The sequence below is a fragment of the Rhodococcus sp. OS5 genome (assembly GCF_056837585.1).
The window spans coordinates 302,169-316,804 of record NZ_JBWWRK010000002.1 but is presented as its reverse complement, the minus strand read 5'-3'; the positions used below and the strand labels follow the sequence as shown (position 1 = coordinate 316,804).

Annotated in this window: 12 protein-coding genes; 8 read left to right on the top strand and 4 right to left on the bottom strand. The window is 61.7% G+C overall.

The features are described from left to right. The first annotated feature begins 524 nt into the window (after window positions 1–524). From ACVZUB_RS31425 to ACVZUB_RS31400, 6 genes are all read left to right on the top strand, one after another. Entirely contained in the window at window positions 525–1,493 is a 969-nt protein-coding gene (locus ACVZUB_RS31425; protein ID WP_482628939.1) for a DUF2637 domain-containing protein, read from the top strand. Further along, window positions 1,490–2,230 carry a TetR family transcriptional regulator gene (locus ACVZUB_RS31420; RefSeq protein ID WP_482628938.1) on the top strand — a complete coding sequence of 247 codons (741 nt, stop codon included), beginning with the start codon at window positions 1,490–1,492 and terminating at the stop codon, window positions 2,228–2,230. The genes ACVZUB_RS31425 and ACVZUB_RS31420 overlap by 4 nt, the downstream gene beginning before the upstream one ends. A 372-nt stretch (window positions 2,231–2,602) precedes the next feature. Continuing rightward, on the top strand, window positions 2,603–2,839 hold the full coding sequence (locus ACVZUB_RS31415; RefSeq protein ID WP_042445813.1) for a YlcI/YnfO family protein: 237 nt from the start codon (window positions 2,603–2,605) through the stop codon (window positions 2,837–2,839). Further along, a complete protein-coding gene (locus tag ACVZUB_RS31410; RefSeq protein WP_064444974.1) occupies window positions 2,839–3,138 on the top strand; it encodes a type II toxin-antitoxin system PemK/MazF family toxin in 300 nt (99 codons plus the stop codon). Before ACVZUB_RS31415 ends, ACVZUB_RS31410 begins: the two co-directional genes overlap by 1 nt. Before the next feature lie 28 nt (window positions 3,139–3,166). Continuing rightward, entirely contained in the window at window positions 3,167–5,017 is a 1,851-nt protein-coding gene (locus ACVZUB_RS31405) for a hypothetical protein (protein WP_482628937.1), read from the top strand. Next, the gene (locus ACVZUB_RS31400) at window positions 5,017–5,814 is read left to right on the top strand and encodes a hypothetical protein (protein WP_482628922.1); all 798 of its coding nucleotides are present in this window, start codon (window positions 5,017–5,019) and stop codon (window positions 5,812–5,814) included. Before ACVZUB_RS31405 ends, ACVZUB_RS31400 begins: the two co-directional genes overlap by 1 nt. Before the next feature lie 130 nt (window positions 5,815–5,944). Here ACVZUB_RS31400 and ACVZUB_RS31395 read toward each other — a convergent pair whose 3' ends face one another. After that, complete coding sequence (locus tag ACVZUB_RS31395) at window positions 5,945–7,015, bottom strand: PDDEXK nuclease domain-containing protein (protein WP_241064671.1); 1,071 nt, start codon at window positions 7,013–7,015, stop codon at window positions 5,945–5,947. Between the two features lie 301 nt (window positions 7,016–7,316). Here ACVZUB_RS31395 and ACVZUB_RS31390 point away from each other — a divergent pair, with 301 nt between their 5' ends. Next, window positions 7,317–9,269 (top strand): cutinase family protein, encoded by a 1,953-nt coding sequence (locus ACVZUB_RS31390; protein ID WP_482628958.1) that lies wholly within the window; start codon window positions 7,317–7,319, stop codon window positions 9,267–9,269. Between the two features lie 254 nt (window positions 9,270–9,523). On the opposite strand, the gene ACVZUB_RS31385 is transcribed toward ACVZUB_RS31390, so the two are convergent. Next, a complete protein-coding gene (locus ACVZUB_RS31385; RefSeq protein ID WP_482628936.1) occupies window positions 9,524–11,317 on the bottom strand; it encodes an alpha/beta fold hydrolase in 1,794 nt (597 codons plus the stop codon). After that, entirely contained in the window at window positions 11,314–11,913 is a 600-nt protein-coding gene (locus tag ACVZUB_RS31380) for a TetR/AcrR family transcriptional regulator (protein ID WP_039972767.1), read from the bottom strand. The genes ACVZUB_RS31385 and ACVZUB_RS31380 overlap by 4 nt, the downstream gene beginning before the upstream one ends. A gap of 478 nt (window positions 11,914–12,391) precedes the next feature. Between ACVZUB_RS31380 and ACVZUB_RS31375 the strand changes: the two genes are divergently transcribed. Then, window positions 12,392–12,898: a hypothetical protein gene (locus tag ACVZUB_RS31375; protein ID WP_482628935.1), complete on the top strand. Its 507-nt coding sequence runs from the start codon at window positions 12,392–12,394 to the stop codon at window positions 12,896–12,898. Between the two features lie 528 nt (window positions 12,899–13,426). On the opposite strand, the gene ACVZUB_RS31370 is transcribed toward ACVZUB_RS31375, so the two are convergent. Then, window positions 13,427–14,557 carry a lipase family protein gene (locus ACVZUB_RS31370; RefSeq protein WP_482628934.1) on the bottom strand — a complete coding sequence of 377 codons (1,131 nt, stop codon included), beginning with the start codon at window positions 14,555–14,557 and terminating at the stop codon, window positions 13,427–13,429. Between the last annotated feature and the right edge of the window lie 79 nt (window positions 14,558–14,636).

The window sequence follows — 14,636 nt, the reverse complement described above, 5'->3', positions numbered from 1 at the left end:
CGCACCGGCGCTTAGCGCGCCCGCTGAATGGGTTTGCACCCGAGAAGCATTCCACAGATTTCAGTATTTCGAGTGGTCAGCCGGCGGGGGCGGGCACATGCGAACCCGCCCGGAGTGGGAGTCCTTGCTGGGGCGTGCAATGCCATGTACCTCTCATCTGCTGACAGTCCGTTCTGTAGAACTTGGAAGCCTTGGCAGCGCAAACCCTGGAGCAAATTGCGTGAACAATTCGCTGCAGTCACGCAATTCTCACGCAAAATTGCAGACCACCCCACGTCCCTCTGAGATCAACAGGCACGCCGCTGGAACGACATCCCCGACGTGTTCTGAGTGCGACGCAAAAAGCATCAGTCGACTCTCGGATACGACCGTTAGAAATCGCTGTCAACCTTCACCGCGCGCAAAACGGACGAAACGCAAGGAGTGCAACCAGAAGAAATCTTCCGAAACCAGAGGAGTCCCGCCGGCGGCAACCAGCGGGACTCCAGACCGAGAACACCCCTTGTAGGAAGGAAAACCCGATCATGCGTGATTTTAGTCTGCGCGCCGCGCGGATCCAGCTTGGAGCACTGATCGCCGCACTTCTCATCGCGATTTTCATCGCGATCGGGATCACCGCAGGCGCATTCGTCCTCTCCTTCGCGGTCCAGCGGGACCTCGCGCGCCAAGGAACCATCCCCGAAAACCTCGCATGGATCTTTCCCGTCATCGTTGACAGTGCAATCTTCGGATCAACCGTAGCCATCGTCATTCTGAGCAAACTGAAGATGCATCGGCGCGACAAGTACTTCTACGTTGCCGTGGCTGTTGCAGTGGTCGCGATCAGCATCCTTGGGAACGCCTACCATGCGTTCCACTCTGCAACGGGTGCGCAACAGGCCGTTGCTGCAGGTCAGAGTATCGGCTACATGCCTCTCGACCCTGCTGTTGCTGCCATGATCGCGATCATTCCGCCGGTGCTGGTACTCGCCTTCACCCATGGACTGGGGATCCTGATCAAAGCAACGGGTATCGCGTATTCCGACTACAAGATCGAGATCGACAATGCCGCTGCAGGCGTGGGCATTGTCGCTACGCAAAGACGCGTCATGCGCAACGAAACAGCTGAGGGATTCCAGCCTTCTCTGGGCATCGTGGAAACGCATCACGCGCCGGAAAGCGCTCCGCATTCGAGCCCCTCCGAACAGACGAGCCCCTCAGTCGATCCGGAATCGTCGAACGACGAGGCGCACGCCGAACTGGAGTGGTTCATTGCCACATCGGGCCTACCCGACGCTGTCAAGGACACCGCACGACGCAAGCTCGCAGACCCAACTCTCACCTGGGAGATGATCGCTCAGACATCCAACCCTCCTGTTGCAACATCGACGTCGTGGCGCCGGTACGAAAAATTCGACACCGCGGCCCGAGCGGCCGGCTTCGAGAATCCCCCGCTCATCGACGTGCGAGCCTCCGACGCCCAGTTCGCCGACCAACTCGTCCCTACAGCGTGACTAGCGCCGCAACTCAGCAATGCCACAGTCTCCAAGGGGCAGGAAACACGCCATCATGGAGGGGGACGGCGCCCGCGAAATCCCCACCGACTGCAGGTAAGGAACCCGCATTGACTGACCCAGACGACCGACTCCATCTGATCGTTCCACCCGACCAACGCCAACGACCCCGACAACAACGAGCGCACGACACGAAGGCAAAGATCCTCAAGGCAGCTGCACGCTCCTTCTCAATCGATGGGTATGCCGCCACCTCGTTGAACGACATCATCGCGGAGGCTGCCTCCACGAAAGGAGCGGTGTACTTCCACTTCGACTCCAAGGAAGCGATCGCGCGAGAACTCATCTACCACTGGTTGACCGCGCTCCGCCAAACCCGACAATCAACCGACGAATCAGCAATACCGGCGATCGAGCAGTTGGCTGCATTCTTTAGCGGTTCGGCGGCGCTAATCGCTGACGATGACCTGGCCCGAGCAGGCCTCAGGCTCACCACAGAAGCAGGTCTCGATACTGCCCGACCCGCATTCCGCAAGTGGGTGGAACTCGTCAGCCGAGTCGTCGATACCGCGATCGCAGACGGACAGCTCCCCGCCTCCGCCGCCCAGCGCCTGGCTGAGAATCTGTGCGCGGGATTCATCGGTGCGATTCAAGTCATACAGGTGCTCGGCGACCCTGGAGATTTCACGTCGCGGATTGACGATTTAGTGAACGCGTATCTGATCTCAGATATGTAGTTCGCGCTGGCGAGATCGTGGGTGGGGGAGGGGGCCGAACTCAATCCTCGCGGTGACGTCGCCAACCGTGTACACGGTGTACTGCTAATTCCTCGACGCTAGCGAGGCAGTCGCGTCGTCGAGAGGGGCCACAACGTGCCAGGCATCGAGCGTCGAATCCTCGAAGGCTTTGTCTCACGCCGAATCTTTCAGCAATAGCGATCCGCGCCGCGCCGACGTGAAGACGTGACCATCGACGGGACCGTGGGAAGGGGTGCCGCACTAGGGCCTCTGAGCACTTCATCGACTCTTGCCTCCCGTTGAAATGATCGGTTCCTCAACTCGCACACGATCGCGGTACCAAAACGAATCCCACTTCGGTACCATAGACATATGAGCACGCAGATCGCGGTACGACTACCGGACGAGATCGTGGCATTTCTCGACGACGAAATCAGAGAACAGCGCGCCACCTCGCGAGCCTCGGTAGTGTTGCGCGCTCTCGAACGCGAGCGTCGCCGACAGATCGCCGCACGTGACGCGGAGATTCTCGCGAACGCCACATCCGAACATGACCTGAGTTCTCTCGCTCACCACGCCGCCAATCCGCAGTCAACAGGCCTGAGCTGATGCGACCAATTCACGAAGCCGACCTCGACACAGTCCGCCCGGTCCTCGTACTCACCCGACAGGTGGTCCGTCCACACCTCGGGACCGTCACGGTAGCGCCCATCACCGACGAGATCCGAGGACTGTCCACTGAGGTGTCCGTCAGTGCCGCGAACGGACTATCCGCCGACGCGGTGGTCAGTTGCGATCACATCACCACCATTCCCGTCAGTGCACTCGGCAACGTCATCGGTTATCTTCTGCCAGCACAAGAAGAATCACTGTCCATAGCCGTGCGCGCCGCATTCGATCTCGAATGAGGACGACAGTGAACGGAAAGGATGCAGCATGGCGCTGAGGAAAAGGGAGCAGTTCGCGCTATTCGAGCTCGAAACACCAGAATCCGCTACCCGTTCGGACGAAATTCCCGAGCCAGACCAGCCTGCACTGTTCGACGTTGACGACATCGCTTCTCTCGAAACGAGTTCCGACGCCGCTGAGATCCCAGCCATCGACGATATCGTCGACCCTCCGGACAAGCGCTCCAAAGACGTGGAACCCGAACCCACCCCGGCGTCCGAACGGGGCGCAACCGAACCGGCCGCCCTACCTCCCGCCAGCGAGGCAGCAGACGGCCACGCTGTCATTGTCACAGCAGCCGGCACCTATACACCGTCTGGCCATACACTCACGGGCCCAGTAGATTCCATCGAAAAACTCGACAAACTGATCAGATGGGCAACGCTCACCCCGCTGGGCGCACCGGCACAGATCTGGATAGTGGGAATCGAAGCCTGCGAAATGCTCGGATGGATCATCGACCCAGGCAGCGAAGACGACGTCGACGACATGGAAATCCTGCGCACACGCGCGGCCGAAGAACTCACAGCGATCCTCCATGCCACGCTGACCCCGATGCTGACCGCAGGATGGGAACTCCGCGGAGAACCCGGCCACGTCGTTCACCTCTCCCGCACCACCGGGAACTTCACGTCCATGGTCGACATTTTCATCGAACCCTACGTGTGGACCTATTGGAACAAAGACTTCGGATGGGGCAATCGAGTGGGAGACATGGGGATCCTCGGATCACCGGCCGCGGGAACCTACCTCCCCGACGACGACCTCCCCGCTGCCCGCGAACTGGGACGCCGACTCGCCTGGTGCGCACAACACCTCGGCGTACTACCCGGCCCCACCCCAGCACGCACCGGCGCCGCCATCGTCGACAAGATCAAACGCGACCGCACCCGCAGCGGTAAAGGAATCGTCGTCACTGCCGGTGGGCCGGTCCCACCGCTGGACGGCGAACCCCGCGGAGATCTCGAACCTGCAGTCGGATGGACCCGCATCCCGGGCAGCGAAGAACTGTCCGACGCAACACAACTGGTATCGATAGACCAACGAGCCGCATACCTCGCTTCCGCTGGCATGCTCGAATTCGGCTACGGAAAACCTCGGCATCTTCGCGGCGAGAACGCGCTCGACGCTGCGCGGCAATCGAAAACCCCGTTCGGACTCTGGCATGTAACCCTCCCACCCGGTGACATGCTGGCACTGCCACCCGCTCTACCGTTGCCTCACCCACACATGCTCGCCGACCAACCCGTGCAGACGTGGATCACCACCGTCAGCCTCGACGCACTGCAAACCTCCATCGCAGATGGCGGAATCGGCGCAGAACTCGACGACCTCGACATCACCGAAGCATGGGTCTACCCCGAACAAGGTCGGGCCCTCGACAAGTGGGCGAAAATCTTGAGAGAAGCCCGCAAAGTTGCCGTCGACACCGGCGACACAGCAATGAAACGGTTCATCGGCTCCTGCTACAAGGGCTACATCGGCCGAATGGTCAACCCCGACATGTGGACCGCCAAACAAATGCAACACCACCACCAACCGCTCTGGCGAGCAGCGATCATCGCACACTGCCGCTGGCGAGGCCGCCGCGTCGCGATGCGCATCGCGCGCGAAACCGGCCGATGGCCACTGCGCACCGTCACCGACTCCTGGGTCTACCCCCTGCCCCCGGGCATCGACATCGCAGACGAGAGTGACGCGCTCGGGAAGATGACTCTGGAAAAGAGTGCCCCGCTCACCGAGGACGTCACTGTCATGCTGACCGACGCCCGTGATACCCACGAGATCAACCTCGCGCTCAAAGCTGCGTTCACCGGCGAAGATGAAGGAAACATATAGTGGCTCTGCATCTTCCGAAACCGCGATCAACCAAACCCGCACAGAAGACCGTCGGCTTGGACGGACTCAACGTATCCGTCTCGACAGCAGCGACCAGCGGTGTCGAAAAATCGAAATCGGTCAAAAGTGGGGGATTAGCCGGACTCACCAGCAAAGTCTCCGTACGCCAGCTCCGTACCGAAATCGGCAAAGAAGGCCTACGGCAAGCAGCTGTCGACGCCGGAAGAAAGCCCCCCTCTGACCGAACACTGCGCCGCTGGGCGCAGCAAGGACGAATCCCACACCCCGACGTCACCGAACGCGCCCAACGGCGAGCAGCCATCGAACGCCTCGGCGGAATCGATGCTGTCGCCAAGAAAATCGGCCGTTCACGATCAGCGGTCTCTCGCTACCGCTCCGGCGAAACCAACGAACTACGCTCAGACGCGAAAAAGAAACTCAAAAACGTCAAAGCCCGCGACATCATGGACCGCGCCGGCGTACTACGACCCGACGGACAACCCAAAAAGGCCACCATCCGAGTCCGCGGGGGAGTGTCCGTCCGCAACGGCTCCGAAGAAGGCTACGACTACCGAGTGCGAACCCTCGACTTCGCGAACTCCGACAGCCCCTTCAGCCTCGACGAAACACGAGAACTCGCCATGGCTTTGGCAGGCGACGATCATGCCCGGGTGGTTGCCATCCTCGAACGTCACGCCACGATGGATTACCCCGAAAACAAGGGATTCGACCAGTACGGCGACACTTTCGGTTTCCACTTCGATTCCATCGAATCCGTCCACATCGACTGGACGTAGGGCGAGTCCTGGCTCTCGACGCGCCGGGCAGGACCGGGCATCTCGTTCGCAGACGCTCGTGCGAAACACCGATATCGATCTCTTGGCACCACTGGATACGTCGCCCAGGTTCGAAATCGAATGGTGCCCCTCAGCCGGAGTTGTCCGGTTTGGCAGGCAGATGGGAGTCGAGTTCGGAGACCGTGGCTTCCACAGCTGCCGCGATCTCGTCGTCGGTAGGAACGAGAGCGCGAACCTGGGAGGGCAGAGTCTCATAGGTGTAGTCGGCTACGGCGAGGGGTGCAGTTGTCCCGGCAAGCGAATACCGGACGACGTTGTCATTGCGGCCCGCGCAGAGCAAGATCCCCACAGTCGGTGCATGGAGGTCCTTGTTGCGGAGGTTGTCGTCGATCCACGAAACATAGAAGCCGAGCTTCCCGACATACTCCGGCTCAAACCTGCCTACCTTCAACTCGACGACAACGAACCTCGCTTGCACCCAGTTGAAGAACAACAAGTCGATATAGAAATCCTGATCACCGACCTCGAAATGGTACTGGCGCCCGACAAAAGCGAACCCGTGTCCCAGTTCGAGGAGGAATTGCTCCAGCCGACGCATCAGCGCGGACTCCAGCTCCCGCTCCGCGACACGTTCGGTGATATCGAGAAAATCGAAGACGTACGGGTCACGCACCAACTGTTGAGCCAGATCGGAATCCTCGGCCGGAAGATGGTCCTGAAAATTCGACGGTGCCGCACCAATCCTGCCCCGTAAACCGCTGTTGATCTGATTTTGCAGCACATTGCGCGACCACCCGTGTTCAGCAGCAGCCGATGCATACCAGTCGCGGTCGGACCGGTTATCGAGTTTGTCGAGCAATACCGTCACATGACCCCACGGCAATTGGCCAACAGGTTGTTGGCCAATTGCATCGCGCCCCCAGATGCTCGCCATCTGCCGCATGTACTTCAGATTGGTCCGCGACAACCCACGCATGTCGGGAAAGGCCGATCGAAGATCGACGGCGAGCCTGTCGATCACCTTTGAACCCCAGCCCTCGGCCTCCTGACGCTGCACGATCGCGTGCCCTATGTCCCAATACAGGCTGAGCAGTTCGGTGTTGACGATTCGGGTGGCGCGAACTCGTGCTTGCCGAACTTGCGACTTGAGATGATCGAGAAGCTGGGCGTAGTCGGCGGGCAGTTCGGCTGGAGCATTCACCCATCCATCTTTACCCAGCGCTACTGGGAACGCCCACCGGACATGCCCCACTGGACACCTCAGCCCGCAGGAACGGCGACTCGGGCGTGGATGCGCACTCGACACAGGATCACCCGGCCCCCGCACAGCTCAGTTCTTCACAGGGTGCATTGATCGGAGTCAATCCGTCCAGCACCATGACGGCCCTCACCTGAAATCGGGCGCTTCAGACCAGCCCGCGCGCGGACAGGTACATCGTGCCCCCTGGTAGAGAAAGGTTCTCATGCCGTTCCTAGGTTCGACCATCCACCGTCCGGTCTGCATGCTGATGACGGCACCAGTCGTCGCAGCCTCCATCGCTTTGATGTCGCCGGGCATCGCGTCCGCCCAATCAAACGGATGCTCGAAGACTTTCAACCTGTTCATCCCTGGAACCTGGGAAACCGCAGAAGATGCCGATCCCTCGATCCCGGTCGGTATGCTCAAACCGATCGCAGACAGCATCGCGGACAAGCACGGTAGCGCGGCACAGATCTACACTCTGCCGTACATGGCCCGAGCCTTCGACAACGGAAAAACCTATGCAGACAGCAAATCTGATGGTTTGACGAGGGCGAAGGACGTGATCTCCGAGATCGCAACGAAGTGCTCTGGCACCAAGTTCACCATCACCGGCTATTCCCAGGGTGCGGACATCGCAGGTGATCTTGCCTCTGAGATCGGCAACGGCTCCGGCCCCATCAAGGCAGAGCAAGTCCTCGCGGTCGGGCTCCTCGCCGATCCCGGTTCCGGAACGAACGGTGAAGCAGTCATCGGCCCGAAGCCGTCAGGAAAGGGGATCGCTGATCCGCGGCCGCAGGGCATGGGGAAGCTGTCGGGCCGGGTCGCGTCGATCTGTGATCCGAAAGATCTCTACTGCTCGATCCAGAAGGGTTCGAGTCCGGTGCTTGGGTCGTTGGGTTCAGTGCTCACCAAAGCTCCGAGTGCAGGAGGTGACGGCCAGGTCGGCGACAATTCACGCTTGGCCACAGCGCTGGCGTCGGACTTCTCCCAAGTCGACCTTCCCGGCCTCTCCACAGCCGCGGGCGATCTGACCAGTGAACTGTCGAAGACTGACGGCACAGTCGACCTCGAGAGGGTCGCCTCCAGAGCGGCAACTCTGGCGAACACCATCAGCCCGCTTGCCGAATTACAGGGCTCCGGGGCTGCCAATCCTGCGGCGAACGGGCAGTTCGCTGCATCACCCCCGGGGACAGTCGAGAACAATGCCAGCCAGGTTCTGGACAATGCCGGTCAATCGGATCTCAGCAGTGCGCTCGCGACAGTGACCGCGATCGCCGACACCGCGAGCACACTCGCCAGCAGGGGTTCCACGACGATGCCGGCCCCATCTCCGGACCTGACCTCCCTGTCGGCCGCCGCTGGCACCCTCGACAGCCAGATTGCCCCGCTCCTGGCGACACCGAGCGATGTCCTTGGTTCCGCCTCCGGAGTCCTCTCCTTGCTCAAACCCACAGTGGTCGTCAACCAAGTTCTTAACGTGGCCACCGGTCTCACCGCCCTGGACATGCCAGCGATACAGACAAACCTGAACCTTCTTCCGCAGAAGGTCGCCGCGCTCGACGCCCATGGCGCTCACAAGATCGCCGGGGATCTGAACAACCAGCTCTCGCCGTTGGTGAAGATGGCCGCCGGCGTCGATCTGAAATGGGTCTCACAGGTCCTGTCGGCAATCCCGGATCCGTCCGGCTACTCAAAGGTCGCGGCGCTCGTCGCGTCGATCCTGGGAGGCGTCGACATCATCAAACTCGCCAACCTCGTCGGACGGGTACAGGAAATCGCTTGGGCCGCAGTCGAGAAGCTGTTCCCACCGCCCGGACAGCTCCCCGACCCGATCGGGGCCGGAACTGTCATGACCAGTCTCGTCCCGGTCGGGCTCGAACTCGCCTCTGTCGCGGTCAACATGCTCTCCGGCAAAGCTACGAAGACTGATCCGGCATTGCTCGGCAAGCAGGCCTCGACGGCCGCGACCATCAATACCGCTCAGACGCAGGACCTGGAACTTCCAGCACTGGCTAATTCGTTGACCGCCATGGCCAATTCACAGGGCGCCAACGACCTTGCCTCTCTGGTAGGGGAGGGGCTCGAAGCAGCGTCCTTCTTCGCCTCCGGCGCCCACCAGAACTACAACTCTCTCGTCGTCGACAACGCCGGCCGCAACGCGATGCAGTGGATCTCGGACTGGCTCAATCTGCAGATCGGACGTGCAGCATGAGTCGATACCGTGCCCACAATCAGGCTCCTCGATGGACGATATGCGAGCACTGCGAACACCGTGGCATTTCCCAAGGATGATGCCAGGACAGTCAAGAAGACCACGAGGAGAAAAAGATTGACCGCCGTTTCATACCCACATCACGAAGAGACATTCCACGTCGGTCGCCGGGTTGAAGCCTGACGCAAGCGTCATCGCTTACGGACAACTGCGCAGCCAGACTCTGTCAGCTGCTGAAACCGCAGGCGTCTATGTCACGCGAGCGATCCCTCGAGCAGATCGACGAGAGCATCGGTATGGGTTAGTTGCGGATGGTGCCCGGCACCCGGCAGCGAGATCAGCTTGATGTTCGGAAGTGACTCGAGCTGCGCAACCGCGGCGGGGTCGATTGGGTCTTTGCTTCCTGTGATGATGCGGACCTGGCCACTGAATCGCCTAAGCGCTTCTTGGAGTTCAGCACGCCACCGCTTCGATCCCGCACGGGCGAGATGCTCGGCCACGCTCTTGGAACTGCTTCGCTCGAGGTCACTGAGACTGGAAACGAGAGAATCCGCGCTCGCTTCTGATCCGGTCAGTTTGCGTGAGAGCCGTGCCGGGTCTGCGTGTCGCAAGTAGGCGCGTTCGAGCGGCTTCAGTCTGGCCGAGGAACCCATCGGGGCCTGGAGGAAGAACGGTGCGATCAACGTGAGGGACTTCACCTGCGCCGGGAACCGGTCAGCCGCAACTACTGCAGCAGCCGCACCGATGGAGTGGCCGACGAGGTCAGCAGGTTCACCAGCTACTACCGCCGGCAGCCACTCATCCCAGTCCTGAACGCCGGCCCCGCTACTGAGGCCGAGGCCGGGCAAGTCGACGACCCGCCCCTCGATGCCGGCAGCTACCTCTGCCCACGTGTCCGCGTTCACGGGCATGCCGGGAAGAATCACCCGACTCGATCCTCGTACGCCGAGCTCAAATGTCCTCAGGCCGCCGACGTCGACGAATCGACGGTCGGCGGACATGACGGCACCAAACCGATGCGCTGCCAGGTAGTCGGCCCACCGTTCGAGGGACACCAGCACGTCGGGCATCAGGATCCCGTGTCTGTCGGCGAACTCGACGGCGGACTCTGTCGGATAGCGGTCGGCGGACATGAAGGTGAGGGTCTCGGGATCGGCCTTGGTGATCTGCTGCGGGAGCCGCTTGATGACGCCGATCGGAATCCTGACCCGCGGGACCTTCGCACCGAGATGCCGACCGACGTGTGTGAGCAGGTCCGCTAGCGGTGGGGTGTCGTCGTGGAGAACCCAGTAGGCCATGCCCTCAGCAGCGGGATCGACCGCAGCTGCCGTCATGAAGGCCGCCAGATAGTCGACCGTGACGATCGGGAGAAACGTCGATTCGTTTCCAGGCAACGCTGCTGCGGTGCCGTTCCAAATCTGCTCGACTGTGCTGGCCAGCCCGATGTGCTGGTCGGATTCCCCGGTGGCGCTGTCGCCGATCACGCTGGACGGATTGACAATGGTCCAGGGAACTCCGTGCTTGAGGGCTCGGGCCTGGAAGATTGCGTCGGATTCCACTTTTGACGCTTCGTAGGCGCCAAGGTCCTTGTAAACCGCGGTGCGGTGATCGTCGGGCCATGGAACCGTTGTGGGGTCTTGTCCGCCGACGCGGTAGCCCGACACGTGGATCACGCGCTGCAGGTTGGGGAGGTCCTTGGCGAAGTCGATCAGCTTCTCGACGATGCCGACGTTCGCGCTGCGTGCCTCCTGGGCGGTCATTCCGAATCGGTAGGACCCGGCGCAGTTGTGGATCTCTGTGATGAAGGGGAACGCCGATGGGCCACCCGCGACGATTTCAGGAGCGTCGAAGTCGACGATCGTCGTGCTGATGCTCCGCGTCAGGCCATGCTCTCTGACCCATCGCTCGACACGGGCCCCGGACTCGGCGGTCCGAACTGCCGCCGTGACGTTCGTACCAGCCTCGGCGAGGGTCAGGACGAGGTGCCGACCGACCAGACCTGAAGCCCCGAAGACCAGGGCGTGACGGGAGACGTCGCGTGGAGTCATCGCGTTCCGCCAACGGTCTGGCAGCGCTGGTTGATGAGCTCCGCAACGATGTCAGCGGCCGAAATCAGGGGTTGCGTGTTTTGCGTAGCGCGAGAGACGATGACCGCCCCCTCGATCGTCGACACAACAACGGTCGCCAGGGATCGGGCCTCGTCGGGGACAACGCCGCTGGCCTCGAGAAACGCGGTTGTCAGGGCGATCCACGACTCAAAGGCAGCGGCGCACGCCTGCCGCAGACGCTCGTTCTCCGCGCCCATCTCCAGGGTGACGACGGAGACCGGGCAACCCCGCCGGAAGTTGCTCTCGCTGACGATGGTCGTCAGGGCCTCGATCGCGGCGCGTGCTGCCTCGGCCGCATCGACCCGGGAAATCGCGGCCTCTGCAATCAGCGTCCCGAATGCCTTCGTGGCGAGCTCAATCGCTGCGACGCCCAGGCCTTCCTTCCCGTCGGGGAAGTGGAAGTAGATCGACCCTTTCGGCGCTGCGGCGTGTTCGATCACGGCGTTCAGGCCCGTGCCGCTGTAGCCGCTGGTCTGGATGAGCTCGAGCATGGATTCTGCGAGCCGTGCCCTTGTCAGGTCTCCTTTGGATGCCATGAGCCAACAATAGACCGGTCTACATATTATTTTCAACCGAGAGAATGCGTCTACCAACGTCATGGAGCACGTGTCGTAGGGGGCTGGTCGGTGCAGTTATCGTGCACGCTTCCCCAGTTGGTTCATATCGCCACGTAACGGCAGATCGTTCATGTGTCATCTTGAGCGAGATTTTCGTGTCGTCAGAGAAGTCAGGTTGCCATCTCGGCATCGGTGTCTGTTCGATGTCCCAGGGCCGTATAGGCGACCCTGGACAGGCTGAGCGCATCGGAACCATCGGCCTTCGCGTGTGATCGTAAAGGGGGCCCTTCTCCACGGGTGCGGCTTCTCAGATGACTCATAGGCGGGCGGTAAACGCAGGCAAATACAGGTCGGATCGTTAACAAAGGAGCCGACATTTCTCGAAATCGGCGTAGTCGGTCTGTTTCAGTGTCAAGATCGGTGATGACGATTCATCGCGAACGATGAAGGAGATCCAATGCGCTCGATCACACGCGCGGCACTGCTCGGTGCTGCAACTCTTCCTCTGGGCTTGGCTGTGCCAGCGCTCGCATCAGCTTCCACCGCCGCGGACGTCAGCTTCGCGTACACCGCATCAGGGTCGACAGTGACCAACACGATCACCAACAATTCGGGAGCGCCCCTGCACTGCCGGACACTGCTCGGCAATGCGCCCGGAGGAGCGTTGCCGCCGGTCGAGGACACGCTGCGAGCGGGTCAAACGATTGGAACCACTGGCGAGATCCCCACCGGGACAACCGCTCAGGTCGTGACGGACATCCCCGACGGCTCATACGTGGTTCTGGCAACGTGCACCAGCAGCGGCGAAGCTACGAGCATGTGGATATCGGATTATCCAGGAATCGAGCCCTACCTCACCGTGTTCCCCTACACCGTCTACACAGTGCAACAAGCATCATGGGTTGTGACAATCCCCAGCACAGATGTACCTACACCGGAGACGGGCGTAAGCTTCGGAAACTGACGGAGCCCCAGAATCTCCATTGGCACACCGCGGTACCAGACCTCGACCTGAGGAGTTCGATCGCGGCGCGCTGCACATTCCGGTACGGCACGCCGGTCTCCGCCAGGAATTCGTGTTGTCGCTTCGCCTCTCCTGATCAGCGGTGACGGACTATCGAAGAGTGCAGCAGCCGTGCGGTTTCGCCACCGCTCTAGGGGAGAATGCTCGCGCGCCTACATCGCAATCTCGATCGACTGCACCCGGAGTGGAAGGTGCTCACAGCAAGCGTTTGCGTGTCCGCCGAGGCGGAGACTGCCAATCAATCCGAGCGGAGTTGATCTCGTGAGCGCGGTCGTGTTTCCCACAACAGTGTTCGGCGTGCCTCGCTCCCGTTGTTCGGTGACGGTCCAACCTGCGGCGGGGGCAAGAGCCTCGACGCCGTAGCTGCAACGCTCGGCTTCGGCAGATCCTCGGTCAGCCGCGCACTCCTGACGGTGCTGAGAAGATGAAAAGTGGGTCGGACAAGCTCTCACGAAACGCATGATTCACCTACGGCTGGAAGAGATTCCGGACGAAGGAGAGGCTTTCGGGGAGCGCTGCCCGCATCGTCTCGATATGACCGGTCGGATATGTGCGGAATGTGACTGGCTGGCGGTTGGCGGCGAGTTCGGCAGCGAGTTTCAAAGCCAGCGGTGCCGGCACCATCTCGTCCGTCAGCCCCTGTCCGAGGAAGACGGGCCGGTCGTACCCGGTCGTCGGGATCTCCAGCATGCCGCGAGCAGCAGCCAGCACTGTGGGATCGTCGAGGGGCCGGTTCACCAGATCGCCGATCGCGGTGTCGCCGAGGCCCGATGCCATGTCCTGGTAGCAGTCGGTTTCGGCTCTGGCCAGGGCATCCGTGCCGCGTGGTGTCAGGTAGCGATCGATGTCGAGATCGGGTCGCGCCGCCCGGAGTCCGGCCAAGAGGTACGAGACGAACACGGTGCTGCCGGTCAGTGGCAGGCGGGGAAAGTCCGGCCCCACGAGTGGTGCAAGGTTCTCCAGATTGGACGGCGCCCCGGTTGCGACCGCGGCCCGGTAGTCCAGTTCGGGTGCGTACCGTGTGGCGATCGCTGCCGTGACCATAGCGGCCTGCCCGCCCTGAGACTGTCCGAGTGCCAACCACCGCGGTGAGAGCGACGGTTCGACCGCACGCGCGGCACGCACCATGTCGATCACGCTGTGCGCCGCCGACGGTCCGTCCAGGTACGCGTGGATTCCCGGCGTGCCGAGCCCCACGTAGTCGGTCGCGACGATCGCGTAGCCCTGCGAGAGCCAGTTCGTGAGGTATGGACTGCCGACGGTCCCGGTCACGGTGGGAGCGCACTGGTCGGAAATACCTACAGTGCCGTGAGCCCACGAGATGACCGGCCAGCCGCCTTCGGGTGGGTCGCCGGGGGGCAGGAAGAGCGCGCCTGTACTCAACGCGGGCCGGTTCAGCGGTCCCGTAGACCAATAGGTGAGTTTTGATGCGTTGGCGGCGCCGGGGATCCAGAAGGAGTGCGGCAGGGAAGTTGCCGCGGTCACTGTGCCCGGCGTCGTGATTGGCGACGGTTCCTGCGCGTGGACGGGCGCGGTCGAAACGGCCGCGGAGGCGAGCGCGATCACCATTAATGCTTGGCCGAGCCGTCGTCGGATCATTGCACCGCTCCCCGGGTTCATCCGCGTGTACGCCGACTACCATTCTGCGCGAACCCGGGGGTGTCGGTATGCCGGTTCG

Coding starts and splice junctions, on each gene's coding strand:
- ACVZUB_RS31425 (WP_482628939.1), top strand. CDS start 525: ATGCGTGATTTTAGTCTGCGCGCCGCGCGGATCCAGCTTGGAGCACTG.
- ACVZUB_RS31415 (WP_042445813.1), top strand. CDS start 2,603: ATGAGCACGCAGATCGCGGTACGACTACCGGACGAGATCGTGGCATTT.
- ACVZUB_RS31410 (WP_064444974.1), top strand. CDS start 2,839: ATGCGACCAATTCACGAAGCCGACCTCGACACAGTCCGCCCGGTCCTC.
- ACVZUB_RS31405 (WP_482628937.1), top strand. CDS start 3,167: ATGGCGCTGAGGAAAAGGGAGCAGTTCGCGCTATTCGAGCTCGAAACA.
- ACVZUB_RS31390 (WP_482628958.1), top strand. CDS start 7,317: ATGCTGATGACGGCACCAGTCGTCGCAGCCTCCATCGCTTTGATGTCG.
- ACVZUB_RS31385 (WP_482628936.1), bottom strand. CDS start 11,317: ATGACTCCACGCGACGTCTCCCGTCACGCCCTGGTCTTCGGGGCTTCA.
- ACVZUB_RS31380 (WP_039972767.1), bottom strand. CDS start 11,913: ATGGCATCCAAAGGAGACCTGACAAGGGCACGGCTCGCAGAATCCATG.
- ACVZUB_RS31375 (WP_482628935.1), top strand. CDS start 12,392: ATGCGCTCGATCACACGCGCGGCACTGCTCGGTGCTGCAACTCTTCCT.
- ACVZUB_RS31370 (WP_482628934.1), bottom strand. CDS start 14,557: ATGATCCGACGACGGCTCGGCCAAGCATTAATGGTGATCGCGCTCGCC.